14 protein-coding genes and 1 tRNA gene are annotated in these 16,928 nt (G+C 60.1%); 5 read left to right on the top strand and 10 right to left on the bottom strand.

Going from position 1 to position 16,928, the window contains the following annotated elements:
• Positions 1-6: 6 nt before the first annotated feature.
• A complete protein-coding gene (locus VW35_RS14880; RefSeq protein ID WP_161796921.1) occupies positions 7-3,399 on the bottom strand; it encodes an AsmA-like C-terminal domain-containing protein in 3,393 nt (1,130 codons plus the stop codon).
• A 222-nt stretch (positions 3,400-3,621) separates the two neighbouring features.
• On the opposite strand from VW35_RS14880, the gene VW35_RS14875 reads away from it, so the two are divergent.
• The gene (locus tag VW35_RS14875) at positions 3,622-4,104 is read left to right on the top strand and encodes a peroxiredoxin (RefSeq protein WP_046143881.1); all 483 of its coding nucleotides are present in this window, start codon (positions 3,622-3,624) and stop codon (positions 4,102-4,104) included.
• A 161-nt stretch (positions 4,105-4,265) separates the two neighbouring features.
• Entirely contained in the window at positions 4,266-5,327 is a 1,062-nt protein-coding gene (locus VW35_RS20710) for a M23 family metallopeptidase (protein WP_161796920.1), read from the top strand.
• A 62-nt stretch (positions 5,328-5,389) separates the two neighbouring features.
• Here VW35_RS20710 and prfB read toward each other — a convergent pair.
• The 9 genes from prfB to melA form a co-directional block, all read right to left on the bottom strand.
• Positions 5,390-6,512 (bottom strand): peptide chain release factor 2 gene (prfB, locus tag VW35_RS14865; RefSeq protein WP_200896902.1). Its coding sequence is split into 2 segments (ribosomal slippage): positions 5,390-6,442 and positions 6,444-6,512, totalling 1,122 coding nucleotides; the frame shifts between segments, so codons are not numbered across the junction.
• A gap of 49 nt (positions 6,513-6,561) precedes the next feature.
• A complete protein-coding gene (locus VW35_RS14860; RefSeq protein WP_083982847.1) occupies positions 6,562-7,104 on the bottom strand; it encodes a peptide deformylase in 543 nt (180 codons plus the stop codon).
• Positions 7,077-7,153: transfer RNA gene (locus VW35_RS14855), tRNA-Arg, on the bottom strand. The genes VW35_RS14860 and VW35_RS14855 overlap by 28 nt, the downstream gene beginning before the upstream one ends.
• Positions 7,154-7,268: 115 nt before the next feature.
• Complete coding sequence (ychF, locus tag VW35_RS14850) at positions 7,269-8,366, bottom strand: redox-regulated ATPase YchF (protein ID WP_046143878.1); 1,098 nt, start codon at positions 8,364-8,366, stop codon at positions 7,269-7,271.
• 168 nt (positions 8,367-8,534) lie between these two features.
• On the bottom strand, positions 8,535-9,128 hold the full coding sequence (locus VW35_RS14845) for a LysE family translocator (protein WP_046143877.1): 594 nt from the start codon (positions 9,126-9,128) through the stop codon (positions 8,535-8,537).
• The gene (locus VW35_RS14840) at positions 9,125-10,666 is read right to left on the bottom strand and encodes a tryptophan halogenase family protein (protein WP_046143876.1); all 1,542 of its coding nucleotides are present in this window, start codon (positions 10,664-10,666) and stop codon (positions 9,125-9,127) included. The genes VW35_RS14845 and VW35_RS14840 overlap by 4 nt, the downstream gene beginning before the upstream one ends.
• Before the next feature lie 95 nt (positions 10,667-10,761).
• Positions 10,762-11,055, bottom strand: coding sequence for a HigA family addiction module antitoxin (locus tag VW35_RS14835; RefSeq protein ID WP_046143875.1), 294 nt, complete (start codon positions 11,053-11,055; stop codon positions 10,762-10,764).
• Positions 11,056-11,063: 8 nt separating this feature from the next.
• Positions 11,064-11,345, bottom strand: coding sequence for a type II toxin-antitoxin system RelE/ParE family toxin (locus tag VW35_RS14830; protein WP_046143874.1), 282 nt, complete (start codon positions 11,343-11,345; stop codon positions 11,064-11,066).
• Between the two features lie 131 nt (positions 11,346-11,476).
• Entirely contained in the window at positions 11,477-12,931 is a 1,455-nt protein-coding gene (melA, locus tag VW35_RS14825) for an alpha-glucosidase/alpha-galactosidase (protein ID WP_046143873.1), read from the bottom strand.
• Between the two features lie 180 nt (positions 12,932-13,111).
• Between melA and VW35_RS14820 the strand changes: the two genes are divergently transcribed.
• From VW35_RS14820 to VW35_RS14810, 3 genes are all read left to right on the top strand, one after another.
• Entirely contained in the window at positions 13,112-13,900 is a 789-nt protein-coding gene (locus VW35_RS14820; RefSeq protein ID WP_052951765.1) for an AraC family transcriptional regulator, read from the top strand.
• A 128-nt stretch (positions 13,901-14,028) separates the two neighbouring features.
• Positions 14,029-14,505 carry a putative pterin-binding protein gene (locus VW35_RS14815; RefSeq protein ID WP_046143871.1) on the top strand — a complete coding sequence of 159 codons (477 nt, stop codon included), beginning with the start codon at positions 14,029-14,031 and terminating at the stop codon, positions 14,503-14,505.
• A gap of 56 nt (positions 14,506-14,561) precedes the next feature.
• Positions 14,562-16,910, top strand: coding sequence for a putative bifunctional diguanylate cyclase/phosphodiesterase (locus tag VW35_RS14810; protein ID WP_083982843.1), 2,349 nt, complete (start codon positions 14,562-14,564; stop codon positions 16,908-16,910).
• The last annotated feature ends 18 nt before the right edge of the window (positions 16,911-16,928 follow it).

Raw genomic sequence — 16,928 nt, 5'->3', positions numbered from 1 at the left:
GCCTTTTTATTGCTGCGGCAATTCCCGCGCCCGGAACTCGAACAGTTCGCGGAACGCCCCGGGCACCAGCAGCGAGAGCGGGTTGATCTGGAACTGCGGATTATCGAGCGGACCACGCACGGCAAAGGTCACGCCGACCAGCCCCTCGCCATCGCGTCCGCCCAGCAACGGTCCGAGGAGCGGAATCTGCTGGAACGCATTGTTTAGCCCGAATAGCGGCACATAGGTGCCGGTCAGGTCGTAGGTGCGATTGCTGGTATAGATAAACCCGCGCATCGTTCCCCCTACGGTGTCCCCGGAAAGCACGCCGCGCGTCACTTCGACCCGATCGCTGCGGCGGATGAAGTCCACCTCGCCTGCCGCAAAATCGAGCCGGTTGCTCCGTGCGATCGCCGCGCGGGAATCGGAGTGATTGCCCAGCACCTGCGCCACATTGGCCTCATCGACGATCGCAAAATTATGCATGAGCAGCCGACCGCCTTCCGCATCGGCGTCGCGGTCGGTGGTTAGAACCAGGCTACCGCTGCCCCCGGCAAGCTGGGAATAGACGCCGAGAAAGCGCAGGAGCGTCCCGGCATCATTGAAGGCCACAGACATGGTGCGTCCGCGCGGCGCCGGGTTGGTGGTGATCGAAACGGCATTGCCTTCGCTGAATTGGGTCGAAAGCGTCGCGCGGCGAATGTCCGTGCCACGCAGGCTCAGCGCAAGGTCGACGTTGAAGGCCGTCGTGGCATAATAGCCAATGGCGCGATCGAGCTTGACGCTGAGGTTGATTGCATCGTCGATCTGCGTGCTCTGAACCCCGCCGCTGCCTTCTTCGAGGCTGAAGAACCGGCTCAGAACGGGCTTGAGGTCCAGTTGCTTGCCGCGGATCTGCACATCGAAACCACCGTCGATCGGCTTGAGGCTCACTTGGGCGTTGTCGCCTTCGCTCAGTGCCACCCTATCGAATTCTGCTGAGACGAGCCCCTTCTCGGCGCTGAAATCAAGCTTGCCGCCAAGCTGAACAGTGCCAAATCCGAGCGAAATATCTTCAAGATGCGTGATGTCGCCTTCCGGCCGGATGCTGGCCGTCAGGCTTCCTGCCGTGCCCGCCGATTTCTTGATGCCCAGGTCCTTGATGGTCAGCCCGGCATCGGCAAGGTCGACTGACATCTTCATGGTGCCGTCGGCAGCGGGCTCGGCAATGAACCTGACCCGTCCCGAAAGAAATTCCGAGGCGTCGAAGCCAAGCTTGGCGAGATCGGCGACATCGACAGTCGAGCCTAGTCGCAGCGTCGGGTCGGTCGTCGGCGTGCCATCCACGGTGACCTCGGCTTCCATGCCATCGATCTCCGCCGTGCCGCCGAGATGGTATCCGTCCTGCGTCGCCGAGAAGCTGAGCTGGCCATTGCCGATGGTGCGGTCCTGGATTGGCGCCGAGCTGGCGAAATCGGCGACCGAGCCCGTCACGACGTAATCGACATCCATCGCCTCGCCGGTGTCTTCCTCGGGCAGCCCGATAGTAGCAACGAGTCCCAGGTCAATATTGCCTTCGAGGCTGTTGAGATCGAGCGGCAACTGGGCCTGGTTGATGGCGTCCGGCTGCAACTGTTTCGCGATAGCGAGCAGCGCCGGTATCGGCGCGCCGAGGTTGCCGGAAACTTCGAAAATGCTCTTTGCCGGGTCTGACGTATCGAAGATCATGGCCGGGCGCCGCACGGCAATCGTGCCGTCCGCCGTCTCGATCTGCCCGCCGTCGCCCGAGATGGTCGTCGTCGTGCCTTTGACCTGCAGCCGCGTGAGCCCTTCGATGCGAATGGGATCCATCTGTTCGGTCGCTTTGATGGTCACGCCCTCGCCCACGATATTGATGTTCATGGCATCCGGCGGCAGTGTCGCGGCCGCCTTGCCGTCGACAGATAGCGAGCCGACCGGGAAATTGAACTCCAGCCGCCCGTCGACGACGTGGCCCTCCGTAACATTGGCGACGAACCAGTCGCGACTTTCCCCACCCATGAAATAGGGCCAGATCCGCTTGATATCATCTGCGGTGACGCCTTTTCCCGCCACCGTCATTTCGGTGCCGAGCCCAGTCTGCAGCATGTCCATCCGCCCAGTCGTCTCAATGACGGCATCGCCTTTCTTGGCGACAAAGCGGTCTATGCCGAGTGCGCCATAGAGCGGCGCTGACCAACCCGAAAAATCCATGGATTCAAAAGGCTGCTCGGGGGCGGCCATATCGTTGGGGTGCAGCGAAACATCGGTTGCCCGGAGCGAAATGCCGATCGTCGGGCCATAGGCCTTATCGAGCCCCAGGGCGAAAGTGCCCGAAATGCGCGCTTCGCTCTGTCCGATCTGGATTGCCGAATCCGCCAGTTCGAACTGGCCGACATCGGGCTTCCAGTCGATTTCCATGATGGAGCTGGCGACCGGGAAATAGTCCTTGCCGATGCGCAGGTCGATACCGGTCAAGTCGATGCGAAAGGTGCCATCGACGAGTTTGCCGCCTGCCGGGTCGAAGCCAAGATCGAGCGATACAGCCCCTGCCCCGCGCATCGCCGCCATGCTCGTGGCATCGTCGATGAATGGAAGCATGGCCGAAAAATCGAGATTGATCGCGTCGACCTTGAGCCGCGAGGCGCCGCTGTCTTCCACAACTCTTTCGATGGTGCCGGTCACCGTTCGTCCGCCGATCAGCGCTGAGAACGAGCCCGATGTGCCTTTGCCATCATCCGACGCGCCGATCTCGACGCTCGCACTCTCGAAGCGCCGGTAAAGTCCATAAACGGAATCGGTCATGTCGATCGTTGCGTCTCGCACTACGAGCTTTGAAAACCGCCCCTGCTGTCTCAGCTCGACGAAGTCATTGAGCGAGACTTCCATCGCTTCGAAATTATAGACCAGCCAATCGTTGTCCGAACGTAGTGCGGCGCCGGCTGTCGGCACTTCGACCCCGTTGGCGCGGATATTGACGGGCGAATAGGCCTGGTCGCCTTCGAGAACGCGCAGCGTTGGCACGCCGCCATCGGGATCCTCGACAATTTCCATGCGCGCCAGCCGCGGGCCATAGAGGTCCTGCACCAGCTGCAGATGCGGCCGCACGACCGTGACCGTCGCGCCGGGCTGGCCAAGCAAGGCACGCACCGGTGAAAACCCGACCTCCAGCGCATCCATGGCGATCCGGGCGCCGGTCTGGGTATCGTTGAGCACCACAGGCGAGAACTGGATGACCGGCCACACGCCGTTTTCGACGGCAATGGCCAAATCGCCCATTTCGAGCTTCGCCGTTGGCGGCAAGAGAGACTGCACTACTCCGCGAACCGTTTCGCCGGAAAAAGGCAGCCGGATCGGCGTGATCAGAAGTATGAGATAGACGATGACCAGAAACGCGAGCGGGAGGCCCAATATCCAGCGCAAAATCCGCCGCTTCCGACGCGCCGGAGGAGAAGCTGATGGCGGTGGCGCGGACTGGTCTGCGGAAACTGTCACTCGCTTACATCTATCCAGGTCGTGGCCGCCCGCACCAGAGCATAATCCCCAAAGAATCATTCACTTCGGTGGGCTGCAATGCCCAATGATACCGGCTGTATTGTGGCGCCGACACCCACTATTGAGTCGCCATCCGAGAGCGAGTCCAACATGACCCAACTGACCGTCGGCGCGCCCGCGCCAGACTTCTCCCTACCCCTTGACGACGGCAGCATCTTCACCCTCTCCCAGATGCGTGGCCGGCCTGTCGTCCTGTTCTTTTATCCTGAAGATGATTCCGGTGGCTGCGTCGATGAAAACGTTGAGTTTTCGAACCTTTCCGAGCAGTTTTCTGCCCGCGGCGCCGCCCTGGTCGGAATTTCGCCTCAGGATCTCGAGTCGCATCGGAAGTTCCGGGCCAAGTACGGCCTCAAGATCCCCCTCGCAGCAGATCCGGATCGCCAGGCGATAGGGGCTTTCGGTCTATGGCAGATGAAGAAGCTCTATGGCCGAGAATTCATGGGCCTCGTGCGAACGAGCTTCATCATCGACGCGACTGGCAATGTCGCCAGCATCGTCCGGGCAACGCGTATCAAAGGCCATGCCGCAAAGATGCTTGCGGCGCTGGACGAGGTGCTAGGGCAACATCCGTAACCCCGACTTTCAGCTTTTTTAACCATGCAAGCTCATAGTCCGCTTACCTTATTTGTAAGCGATGTGGGGGCGTGGCTGTGGTCGGTAAAGCGGGGAATGGGCGCCGGAAAACGCACGCAAAGCCAGCAATGCGCGGCATCCACCCCGCAATTTTTTATGGCATGTTCGCGATTCTGTTCGCCGGCAATGTGTTCGCCGGCATGACACTCTACCTCTCCCCCGACCTCGCCCGCATCTTCAATGGCCGCACCGAGGAAGTCATCGGCGCCTATGAAGACCGTATCGCCCAGATGCGTGTCGAAATCGACCGGCTCCATTCCCGCGGCTTTGCCCAGGCCGGCGATATCAATCTGCAGCTTCAGGATCTCGCCCAGCAGCAGGAAATGCTGTTCGAGCAGCACCAGCTGGTGCGCGCCCTTGTCGATAAGGCCGACGCGCTCGGCATCGCTGCGGTTGACGTGACGCCAGCGCCAGCGCCCGCGCCCGACGTCGCGCCGCTCGCCGCGCTCACCGGCAATCCCGATGTTGACGCGACGGCCCTGAGCATTGAACAGATGATGGGCGAAACCCAGATGGCCATGCACGGCATTGCCCAGGCCGCCACAACCCGCGCCGACGGCATCGCCACGGAAATGCGCAAGCTCGGGATTCCCGTGTCTCTGCCCGAAGAAACCGAAGATGGCATCGGTGGTCCGTTGCTACCGGCGGTCGATGAACTCAACGGCACGCCCATGCTCGATGACGCCAATGCGGTGATGTCTGCGCTGATCCGCTATAAGGCCGCGCGCGAGAGCCTTGATGCGGCGCCCGTACACATGCCCATCTCCGGCAACTTTCGCCAGAGCTCCAATTTCGGCAATCGCCAGGACCCCTTCACCGGCTCCCGCGCCTTTCATTCCGGCATGGACTTCGCCGCCCCGAGTGGCACGGTGGTGACCAGCGCTGCCGCCGGCGTCGTCACCTATGTTGGCACACGCTCGGGTTATGGGATGGTCGTCGAGGTAACCCATGCCAGCGGTCTCGTCACACGCTATGCCCACCTCAGCGGCTACCTCGCCAAGGAAGGCCAGGCGGTAAACACCGGCACGCCGATCGCCAAAGTCGGCTCGACGGGCCGCTCGACCGGCCCCCACCTGCACTTCGAAATTCGCAAGGCCGACGAGGCGATCAACCCCAAGGCATTCCTCGATGCCGGTAAACGGCTGGTTGCGCTACTGGGCTGAGACCCGTGAGGGAATGACCTCAGGCAAAAACAAATCGGGAGGCCGCAGCCTCCCAAAATGCATTATTCGCTGACCACGTCCGTTGCGACGCCGACCCGCTGCGCCAATGCCGCTTCCATGAACTGGTCGAGATCGCCGTCGAGCACCACCGAAGGCTGCCCGCTTTCGACCCCGGTCCGCAGATCCTTGACCATCTGGTAGGGCTGCAAGACATACGAACGGATCTGGTGACCCCAACCGATATCGGTCTTGTTGGCAGCTTGGGCGTTAGCCGCCTCTTCCCGCTTTTGCAGTTCCATCTCGTAGAGACGGGATTTCAGCATGGCCATGGCCGTTGCGCGGTTCTTGTGCTGGCTGCGCTCCTGCTGGCACGCCACGATGATGCCCGAGGGCACGTGGGTGATGCGGATGGCGGAGTCGGTCGTGTTCACGTGCTGCCCACCGGCGCCGGAGGCGCGATAGGTATCGACCTTGAGATCGGCCTCGCGGATTTCGATCTCGATGGAATCGTCGATCACCGGATAGACCCAGCAGCTCGAAAAGCTCGTATGCCGGCGCGCGGCCGAGTCATAGGGGCTGATGCGCACCAGGCGATGCACGCCGCTTTCGGTCTTGAGCCAGCCATAGGCATTGTGGCCCTTGATCTGGATGGTCGCCGATTTGATGCCGGCCTCTTCGCCGTCGTGCATTTCGAGCACTTCGACCTTCATCTTCCGTCGCTCGGCCCAGCGGGTATACATGCGCAAAAGCATGTTTGCCCAATCCTGGCTCTCGGTGCCGCCAGCGCCGGAGTGGATTTCGACATAGCAGTCGTTGCTGTCGACTTCGCCCGAAAGCAGCGTTTCGATCTGCTGGCGGCGCGCGGTCTGCTTGAGTTCAAGCAGCGCGTTCTCGGCGTCGCGCACGATATCGGCGTCGCCCTCGGCCTCGCCGAGCTCGATCAGTTCGACATTGTCGGCAATCCCGGTTTCGAGCTCGCGCACAGCCTTCACGGCCACATCGAGTTCATCGCGCTCGCGCATGGTGACGCGGGCCTTTTCCGGGTCGTTCCAGAAATCGGGAGATTCGGTTTGCGCGGTCAGCGCGTCGAGACGGAGTTGTGCTGTATCCCAGTCAAAGATGCCTCCTCAGCAGGGTCAGAACCTGCTCGATTTCGGCGACGGTCTTTTCGATTTCCGTGCGCATTGCATTATCCTTGTTTGAGCGCCCCATGTAGCGAACGAGGGGCCAAGGATCAACCCGAACGGCGCTCAAGTTTAGCAAAACGCCGCAATGCCGCCTCGCGCTTGAGCCGCGATAGACGGTCGAGAAAGAAGATGCCATTGACCTGGTCGATCTCGTGCTGCGCCACCCGGGCCACAAAGCCGGTCAGCGCCACCTCCCGCCCCTGCCCGTTCTCGTCGTCAAAGCCCACGACCACGCCCGTTGCCCGGGCAATGTCCACCTCCACCCCCGGCATGGAAACAGACCCCTCACGCCCAAGCGCGGTCTCCGAACCCGCCGAGATCACGCGAGGGTTATAAAACACCCGATAATCCCGCCGATCCGGTTCGCTCACACTGACAACGACAATCGGCGCCACCACACCGACATGCACAGCCGCCAGCCCATAAGCCTGAACACTCTCCGCCGCCGCCACCAGCTGCGAGCCAACAGCACGCAGTGCCGGGTCGACCGTTTGGGTGGTCGCCACGGCGCCGAAGCGCGGATCGGGATAGCGAATGAAAGGACCGGAAGAGGACATTTGGCTGGTGATCTCGACGGGATTCGAACCCATGACCCCCGGATTAGGAATCCGGTGCTCTATCCTGCTGAGCTACGAGACCAGCCAAACTTGGACCTACCAGCCGAGCGCCCGACTTGCAAGATCGCCAGCCGCATCCACACCGGATGCGGCAAAGCTAATACAGCGTCCGAACGAATTCATCGTTTCCAGCAGCCTCAAGTATTGAACTTGAACAGCATCACGTCGCCATCCTTGACGACATATTCCTTGCCTTCGTCGCGCGCCTTACCCGCTTCCTTGGCCGGCACTTCGCCGCCCAGCGTCACGAAATCATCATAGCCAATCGTCTGCGCACGAATGAACCCGCGCTCGAAGTCGGTGTGGATCACGCCTGCCGCCTGCGGAGCCTTGTCGCCCTTGTGGATCGTCCAGGCGCGCGTTTCCTTCGGGCCCACGGTGAAGTAGGTCTGGAGGTTGAGAAGATCATAGGCGGCGCGGATCAACCTATTGAGGCCCGGCTGATCGAGCCCGAGCGAAGAGAGATATTCGGCCTGCTCGTCATCAGGCAACTGCGCCAGCTGCGATTCGATCTCCGCCGAGATGATCACCATGCCTGCGTCATGCGCCTTGGCATAGTCTTCGACCTTCTTGGAAAGCGCATTGCCCGTCGCCGCCGAAGCCTCGTCGACATTGCAGACGTAGAGGACAGGCTTGCTCGTCAGCAGTTGGAGCTCGTTGAAAGCCTTTTCCTCTTCCGGATCGCGCTTGACGAACCGCGCCGATTTGCCATCGCGCAGCAGTACGAGCGCGCGGTCGATCAGCTCGAGCGTCAGCTTGGCGTCCTTATCGTTGCCCTTGGCCTTCTTCTCGACGCCAGCGCGACGCTTTTCGAGGCTTTCGAGATCGGCGAGCATCAGCTCGGTTTCGACGACCTCGGCGTCGGCAAGCGGGTCAACGCGGTTGGACACGTGGATGACATTGGGGTCTTCAAAGCAACGCAGCACATAGGCGATCGCGTCCGTCTCGCGGATATTGGCGAGGAACTGATTGCCCAGTCCTTCGCCCTGCGAAGCGCCCTTCACAAGGCCCGCGATATCCACAAAGCTCATGCGCGCCGGCAGGATCGTCGCCGATTTGCCGATTGCCGCGAGCTTTTCCAGCCGCGCGTCCGGAACCGAAACTTCGCCGACATTGGGCTCGATCGTGCAAAACGGGAAATTCGCCGCCTGTGCGGCGGCGGTACGGGTCAGCGCATTGAAAAGCGTCGACTTGCCGACATTCGGCAGGCCGACGATGCCCATCTTAAAGCCCATGGGAAACTCCGGGAAATCGTTGGGTTTCAATTGGGTCGGTTTGGAGTGGATGTCAATGCGTACCGGGCTGGATCGAGCATGCGATGCGAGCGAGATCAAAGCTCCGGCAAACTCCAATGCCTTCTTTTGTCTCGGTGTGGAAGGACTGAAGTCCGGCGGTCTTCCGGGCTAGTCCCAACTCAGACTCTGAAGCGTCTGCACCATCAACACCGTCGCAAACACCGTGAGCGCCATCGCAGTTATCTGCTCTACTCGCGCCGAGGTAAGGAGCCCAGCCGAGCCGCGTTGCGCCAGGGCGCCCAGGATCATCCAGCCGATGGCCGTGGCGATGACGAGCAGCGCGAAGACCGCGTCGTAGGGCAAGCGTTCAACGGAGCCAAGTTGAGGGAAGATGGCGAAGGCAAAAACCAGCGCCTTGGGATTGAGCAGCGTAGTCACGAAAACCCGGCTGAGCGTAATGCCGCGCTGGCCGAGATCAGCAGTCCCCGCAGTGCGCCAGAGCTTCCAGGCCGACCAATAAAGAAAAGCCGCCGCCACGAGCTTGGCGACAGTCGCGACCATCGGCTCCCGCGCAGCCACCGCCCCGACGATCTCGATCCAAACCGTGATGGCGATCGCATAACCACCAAGCTCGCCCGCCAGAAGATGCAGCGAATTCCGTACCCCGCGCTGCGCGCCGCTCGCGGCCATGAGCGTGTTCGTGGGTCCGGGCGTTGCCAGCAGCCCCAGCACCGCAAGCACAAATGCCGTCCAGTCGTTCACGCTATGCCCTGTACGATGTCGAGAAATTCCCGGTGCCCCAGCGCTTGGCTGGCCGCCGCTCGATATTCCTTTACAAGGCTGTCGAACGTCTGTTGGGCGAAGCGCCGAAGTTTCGGGTCGGCCTCCATTTCCTTGCGCGCCAGGTTCTGGTCCAGTAGCCCCAATCCATTCAGCACCGGATAATGGAGCTGCGTTTCGATGTGCGGGAGCCCGCCCAGATAATTCGGAAAATCCTCCTGCCGCGGCATCCGCTTTTGCCAGCGCGCCAACCGCTCTTTCGTTTCGGGATGAATGCGGTTGGCCCGCACTTCCCGCCAGAATGGCGTGTCATCCCGCTCGGTCATATAGTGCGTGTTGACGAAAGTCCGGAAATCATCGACCTGCCGCCCTATTCGCGCATTGTAATCGTCCCGCGCATTGTCGGTGATCTTGCCTGGCTCATCCATGTACCGCTGCGCAAACAGCATCATCTGCACAATGGTGCCGTGGATCGAGGTCGATTCAAGCGGCTCCAGAAAGCTTGATGAGAGCCCCACCGCCACGCAATTCCCGATCCAGGCTTTTTCGAGCCGCCCGATCTGAAAGCGGATATCGCTCCTGACCTCAATCTCGTGTCCAAGTACGCGCTCGATTTCGTCCTTCGCCTGCTCCGGCGTCAGGAACTCATCCGAATAGACGTAACCGCAGCCATAGCGCTGCCGTGTCGGAATTTGCCACATCCAACCCGAACTCTGCGCCCAGGCCCGCGTGTAATTGGCCAGTTCCTCCCCGTCCTTCAGCTCTATCCAGAACGGCAGTGCCCGATTGACCGGAAGCTCGTGCGCATAGGATTTCCACGGCGCCTCCAGCGCCTTGACGATGATCTGCTTGCGAAAGCCCGTCGCATCGATGAAGAAATCGCCCTCTAGGCGCGAATTGTCGTCGAGGACCAGAGCGGTGATATGCCCGGTCTCACCATCCCGCTCAACCCCGGCGACCAGTGCATCGACCTTATCGACACCCTTGGACTTGCTGGCAAAAAACTTGCCGACCAGCGCCTGGTCGAAATGAAAGGCATAGTGAAAAGGCCCGAGCGGAATCAGCGAGCCATCGGCCTTGCGCGCATAAGGCGCTTTTTTCTGCTCGAGCAGCGGCTGGAACATATGCATCTCCTGCACCGCCCTGCCCGCCGCCACCGCATAGACATTAAGATAGTCCGAGGGCGCCCCCGGCGGCGCCTGGATCACCTGATGCGGATCATCGATCGGCCCATAATAGGTAAAACCCTTCCGCCGCCAGTCCTCGTGCCGAATGCCGAGCTTAAAGCTGGCATCGGTCTTGCGGAAAAATTCGAACTCATCGATCCCAAAATGCTTCAGCAGCACTCGAAACGCTGCGGTCGTCGCCTCGCCCACCCCAACCGTCGGCACCTTCGAACTCTCGACCACCGAAATCTTGAAATCAAACCCGCGCCGCCGCGCCTCATCCTGAATGATAAAAGCCGCGATCCACCCGGCCGTCCCCCCACCCACAATGACAAAATGTGCTGGCTTTCCCATGCGTTAGTCCTCCCCTGCAAGAAGGCTATTTGTCCGGAGGACTGGCGGCAAGCACTCCTGTGAAAACCGGAATAAATGTCTGGAGAAGCAAAGGATCAGGTAGCGCGAGGCGATACCTGATCAGCAATCGCCGCCTCCGACTTCTCGCGCGCGCGCTCTAGGTCATAGGTCGCTTGCATGTTCATCCAGAATTCGGCGCTGGTACCGAAATAGCGGGCCAGTCGCAGTGACGTATCGGGCGAAACCGATCGCTTGCCTTGCACGATTTCGCCAATACGCATCTGTGTGACACCCAAAGCCTTGGCGAGGGCATATTGCGTCAATCCCAGAGGCTTCATGAAATCCTCAAGCAAAACCTCGCCGGGATGTGTCGGATTAAAGTCAGCCATTTCCCACCTCAGTGATAATCCACCAGTTCCACGTCGAAGGCATTGCCGTCCCGCCAGACGAAACAGAGCCGCCATTGATCGTTGATCCGGATGCTATGTTGGCCCACCCGATCTCCTGCGAGACTCTCAAGCCTATTGCCGGGCGGGATGCGCAAGTCGTCCAGCGCCACCGCAGCGTTCAGCTGGGTAAGCTCGCGGTTGGCAACCTTCATGATGTCATTGGGGACGCCCTTCCGAAAGCGACGTTCCCATGCTGATTGCGCAGCTTCGTTGCCAAACGACATGATCATTGCAAGATACTATCGCATCGCGAGTGCATTCGCGACACGATAGTATATCCTGCTATTCCCGAAAACAAAAATGACCCCAGCTTTCGCCGGGGCCAACTTGACGCTTGGGAGGGCGCGTCGAACTCGAAAACTCAGTGGTGCGCGCCGCTCATTTCGCGGAGTTCTTCAACCGAGCGAACCTTCTTGCGCGCAGCGCCTTCCCAGTCGCGGGTTTTCACCGTCGACTTGGCAATCCGCTCCTTGGCCGCCGGCACGGCATCGGCATATTGCGGCAGCCACTTTGCCTGTGCGACGACCATCTCGTCGACCATCGCCCAGACTTCGTCCGGCGTACAGATGGCGCCGACCAGCGGGTCATGCAGCACGGCGAGTTTCAGCGTATCGATATTGCCAGTCATGGCTGCCTCGACCGAAAGCCGCTGCACCGAAACCGAAACCGAGCACGTCGCCGCACAGGCCGTCGGCAGTGTGATCCCCTCGATCATGTTGATGCCGAAGCGGTCGACATAGCCCGGGCTTTCGATGATCGCATCGTCAGGCAGGTTGGTGATGATGCCATTGTTGCGGCGGTTGAAGTGTCCACGATAGGGGCGGCCGGTTTCAAAAGCCTCGATGATATAGCTGGCGTGTTCGCTCGTCCGCTTGTGTTCGGAAAGCGGCTTGTTGGCCTGCTCCTTGAACATCGGGAAGTCGGTCTCGAACCAGTTCCGGCGCTCGGTCGAATAGCGCAGATACCCGCCGGTCTCGCCATGGATCCAGTCGCTCATGTCGATCCAGCGATTGATCTCGTCCGGACGCTTCCGGTACCACGGCAGGTATTCGGAAAGGTGCCCGTTCGACTCCGTCGAATAGACGCCAAACCGCTTCAGCACGTCGATGCGCACCTTCTCCGTCTTGGAATAGATCGGATGCAGCTCAAAGCCCTCGATCAGCTCTTCCTTCTCGATCTTCCGGCCCTTGGCACGGATGTCGATATACCAGGTCTGGTGATTGATCCCCGAGCAGACATAGTCGAGCTCATCATCGCTAACGCCAAGCACCTGCGCGATCTGGTGCGCCCCGTGCTGCACGCCGTGGCAAAGGCCGACCACATTGACGCCGCCATACATGTCGGCCGCCCACGTGTTCATTGCCATCGGGTTTGCATAGTTGAGGAACAGCGCGCCGGGCTCAGCGACTTCGCGGATATCCTTGCAGAACTCGAGGATCACCGGAATATTGCGTTGGCCATAAAGAATGCCACCCGCACAGATGGTGTCACCCACGCACTGATCAACACCATACTTGAGCGGAATGGAGATGTCGGTCGCAAAAGCTTCAAGCCCACCGACGCGAACGCAGGACATGATGTAGCGCGCGCCAGTCAGCGCCGCGCGGCGATCGGTCGTCGCCGTCACCTTGGCCGGCAATTTGTTTACCGACACGATCGTCTCGATGATCTGTTTGACCATGTCGAGGTTGTGCGGATTGATGTCGGTCAGCGCAAATTCGCAATTGACGAATTCCGGCACTTTCAACAAGTCCGAGATCAGCGTTTTGGTGAAGCCGACCGACCCAGCGCCGATCACAGCAACCTTGAATGACATATTCCCTCCCGTGCACCGCTCAACGGTAACGTAATGTTACCACTAGCTAGCTGTTGGCCGGACGGTGGTGTAGAGAAAGCTTGTGCCATCGTGGGTAATTTTGTGCTTTCTCAGCTTCTCGAACATGGTCACGACGTCCGTAGCCTGGCTCTTCCCAGAAGCGTCGCGCCACTCCATTGCATGGGCGTCAGCGCCGGCTATGAGCAACGGCGAAACGAAGTCTATTCTTGGGATGGCACCAAGCGCGGCACGGCGCCCTTCCTCGTCATCCAGCACACGACGCTGGGCGAAGGCCGGCTCGATTATGCAGGGACGCGATACCGGCTAACCCCCGGAAAAACAATGATAATCACCATTCCTCACGCTCACCGGTATTGGTTGGAGCGAGGCGGCGAATGGGAATATTTCTGGCTGCTGCTCAATGGCCGGGAGGCTTTGCGGCTGGCTCGTGAAATTCTCGATAGTGCTGGCCCTGTGCTGGAGCCAACCACAGATCAGGTCGATCGCCTCGCTGCGGCGTGCCTGGAAATGCTTGAGTTAAATCTATCCCCGGGCAGGGCATCAACCTCCGCTTATGCTGCAATGGCATGTCTCCACGACACTGCCTTCGCCAGCCGGCAAGTGTCAGACAATCTTATCCCCGCTAACATTGGCCGTGTTGTTGCTCATATTGAAACCAATATAGCCGCGCCACTTCCTGTCGATCGGCTCGCCGCAGTTGCGGATCTCAGCCGAGCCCACTTCGTTCGAATTTTTACCAGCGCGACGGGCTCCGCTCCGTCCGATTTCGTACTGGAAAAGCGCTTGGAACGAGCCGAAAGGCTGCTACTCGCAACGGAGATGCGCGTCGCCGAAATTGCTCAGGCGACTGGATTTTCCGACGCCAATTATCTTGCCAAAGTGTTCCGCCGTCGCCGGGATATGGCTCCACTTGAGTTCCGTGCCGCCGCCCGAAATGCCAGCCTCTAGCCAACGCTCTCGCACAAATGCGATCTTCGCGGCTCACCGTACGTTAAGTGTCCTGCGATAATCGGCTAGTGCGTTAACACCACTTAAGAATTAGAGGTGCAAAGTAACGGCGACAATGGAGCACTCCAATGATTGCCAAGCGCGTCCTAACTTCCGTCTTATTACTAGCAGGGGCTCTCATCGTCGCTCCCGCTTTCGCACAGGACGTGCCGGCCGTCACGATTACCAGTCCTTCCGGCTCGGTTACTTTCGATCGAGATCAGCTCGAAGCGATGGGACTAGTGTCGATCAAAACCCATACGCCATGGAACGAAGGTCTGATCGACTTCGAAGGCGTCCCGCTTGCAACTCTGCTCGAAAAAGCAGACGCCACAGGTAAAACGGTTACCGTCATCGCGCTCAACGACTATAGCGTCGATATCCCCACGTCGGACTTTGCCGAATTCGGAACTATCCTCGCGGTCAAGCGGAATGGCGACTACATGCCGGTCGACGACCAAGGCCCTTTCTTCGTCATTTACCCCTTCGATTCCGATCCGGTACTACAGGGCCAGCCCTACTATGGGCGCGCCGTCTGGCAGGTCAAACAAATCACCGTTCAATAGGCTGATCCTGCCCGGGGACAGGGCAGGCCGGCGAAGCACAGGATGCGGCCGTCGCCATGCGGTTCCTACGAATAGCGCTGACCGTCGTGATCCTGGGCTTCATAGCCTCGGCGGTCTACATCAGCGCTTTGGTTTACCAGCGGCAGCAGGCGCTTGAAAGCGTCGGTCTCGGCAACGTCACCTGGATGGTGGCGCAGGCGCCGAGCGAATTCGCTCGGCTACAGCACCGTGTCAGCGCGCTTGGCTTGAACGACGGCAAGGTGACCCCGGACGAAGTGCGGCTCCGCTTCGATATCGTCGTCAATCGGATCAAGACACTCCGCAGCCAGTCGGTCGAAAAGTTCGTCCAGTCCGATCCTCGCATTGCGCAGATTCTCAATGACGTCGAAGCCGCGCTCAATCGCGCCCGTCCATTGCTCGATCAACTCTGGGATCCGAACGTCCCGCCCCAAATCATCGACATCCTCGAGCCGGTCTATCCCAAACTCGTCCGCCTCTCGACTGATGCCAATGTCTGGAACGTTGGCCGGATCGATGCCGATCGGCAGGGACTGATCACGCTCCAATGGGCTTTTACCTATGTTGCCCTGGGCATGATCGCCTGCGGTTGCGCGCTGATCGCACTGCTCGTCATACATAACGGCCTTCTCGGCCGCGCCTATCGGGTTCTCGAAGAAAACGAGCGTGATCTTGAAACGCAGAATGCGCGGTTCGATGCGGCCCTTGAAGCCATGTCGCTTGGGCTCTGCCTGCTCGATGCCCAACATCGTTTGATCGTCAGCAATCCGCGCTTCCTCGAAATTTTCAGGCTCGACCACGCCTCCGCGGCGCCGGGCACCTCGATCTTCGATCTGATCGGCGATGAACTCCTCGCCGATGGCCTTGGCGACGCGTCCCCGACAACCGGTGGCAGCGACATCGCGCTTCTCAACAATCGCATACATCGCCTGCCGGATGGCACGGTGCTGATGGTTTCGCGGGAGCCGATGGCGGAAGGCGGCTGGGTCTGCACATTCGAGGATGTGACAGAGCGTCATCGTGCTCAAAGTCGCGTCGTCCACATGGCGCATCATGACACACTGACCGGCATGCCGAACCGTCTTTTGTTTTGGGAGAACATCGCGCAAGCGGTCCGTGGCCTCCTGACCCGTAACGAACGCTTTGCCGTTCTGTACCTCGATCTCGACCGCTTCAAGGAGGTCAACGATACGCTCGGCCACCCGATTGGCGATGCGCTTCTGCGCCAGGTCGCGGAACGCCTGCGCGAGACAGCCTCGCCGCGCGATATCGTCGCCCGGCTCGGAGGCGACGAATTTGCGTTGCTCCATTATGGCGGCGAAGACAGCATCGATAATTCCCAAGCTCTCGCTCAGCGCCTGATCGATAGCATTGAACGGCCCTACTCCATCGAAGGCAACGAGATCGTCATCAGCACCAGCGTTGGTATCGCCCTCGCGCCGACTGATGGCACCGACACCGACCAGTTGATGAAGAATGCTGACCTTGCGCTTTATAGTGCCAAGGCTGATGGCGCAGGCACGTTCCGCTTCTTCTCGCCGCAAATGGAAAAGGCGCTACAGAACAGACGTCATCTCGAAACCGACCTGCGCCGCGGCATAAAACTCGGACAGTTCGAACTTTACTATCAGCCGCTCGTACGTCTCGATACTGGCTTGATCGTGGCTGGCGAAGCACTGATGCGCTGGACTCATCCCGACCACGGTATGATTTCGCCCGGAGAATTCATCCCGCTTGCCGAGGAGACAGGTGCAATCGAAACGCTCGGAGAATGGGCGCTGCAACGCGCCTGCCTCGATGCCCTGGGCTGGCCAGAGGATGTTCGCGTTTCAGTCAACCTCTCGCCTGTTCAGTTTAGAAAGCCTGGGCTCGTCGACATCGTCAAAGCAGTGCTCGCAACGAGCGAGCTCAATCCGCGCCGGCTTGAGCTCGAGATAACTGAATCCGTGTTGTTACAGAATAACGCCGTCAATCTCGAGGCATTGCACCAGCTTCGCGCCCTAGGGCTGACGATCGCGCTCGACGATTTTGGCACCGGCTACTCCTCGTTAAGCTATCTGCAGCGCTTCCCCTTCGACAAACTCAAGATTGACCAGAGCTTCGTCCGCGAGCTGGAATCGCGCCCGGACAGCCTCTCGATCGTCCAGTCTATCGCCACGCTTGGCCGCAATCTGCGCATGGTGACGACGGCAGAGGGCGTCGAAACCAAGGCGCAGCTCGATATCATCGCCGGCGCCAACTGCACGGAGGCCCAAGGATATTACTTCGGCCGCCCGATGCCGGAAGCCCAGTTTCGCGTCCTGCTGCAGCGCCAAGTGAGTGATGACAACTGGACCGCACTTGCAGGCGGCCTTGGCGGCGGGATGCAGTCCGTAACAGGACCTTAACCTTATAGGGCGAGGCTT

The sequence above is a fragment of the Devosia soli genome (genome assembly GCF_000970455.1).
Classification (GTDB): domain Bacteria; phylum Pseudomonadota; class Alphaproteobacteria; order Rhizobiales; family Devosiaceae; genus Devosia; species Devosia soli.
Note: the sequence above shows the minus strand (reverse complement) of the source record. Positions and strands in the feature narration are given on the sequence as shown.

What these genes read in the sequence shown, in the direction of transcription:
- VW35_RS14810 (WP_083982843.1), top strand. Translation starts at nt 14,562, where the DNA reads ATGCGGTTCCTACGAATAGCGCTGACCGTCGTGATCCTGGGCTTCATA.
- melA (WP_046143873.1), bottom strand. Translation starts at nt 12,931, where the DNA reads ATGTCATTCAAGGTTGCTGTGATCGGCGCTGGGTCGGTCGGCTTCACC.
- ychF (WP_046143878.1), bottom strand. Translation starts at nt 8,366, where the DNA reads ATGGGCTTTAAGATGGGCATCGTCGGCCTGCCGAATGTCGGCAAGTCG.
- VW35_RS14860 (WP_083982847.1), bottom strand. Translation starts at nt 7,104, where the DNA reads ATGGGTTCGAATCCCGTCGAGATCACCAGCCAAATGTCCTCTTCCGGT.
- VW35_RS14840 (WP_046143876.1), bottom strand. Translation starts at nt 10,666, where the DNA reads ATGGGAAAGCCAGCACATTTTGTCATTGTGGGTGGGGGGACGGCCGGG.
- VW35_RS14875 (WP_046143881.1), top strand. Translation starts at nt 3,622, where the DNA reads ATGACCCAACTGACCGTCGGCGCGCCCGCGCCAGACTTCTCCCTACCC.
- VW35_RS20710 (WP_161796920.1), top strand. Translation starts at nt 4,266, where the DNA reads ATGTTCGCGATTCTGTTCGCCGGCAATGTGTTCGCCGGCATGACACTC.
- VW35_RS14815 (WP_046143871.1), top strand. Translation starts at nt 14,029, where the DNA reads ATGATTGCCAAGCGCGTCCTAACTTCCGTCTTATTACTAGCAGGGGCT.
- VW35_RS14820 (WP_052951765.1), top strand. Translation starts at nt 13,112, where the DNA reads ATGGGCGTCAGCGCCGGCTATGAGCAACGGCGAAACGAAGTCTATTCT.
- VW35_RS14835 (WP_046143875.1), bottom strand. Translation starts at nt 11,055, where the DNA reads ATGGCTGACTTTAATCCGACACATCCCGGCGAGGTTTTGCTTGAGGAT.
- VW35_RS14830 (WP_046143874.1), bottom strand. Translation starts at nt 11,345, where the DNA reads ATGATCATGTCGTTTGGCAACGAAGCTGCGCAATCAGCATGGGAACGT.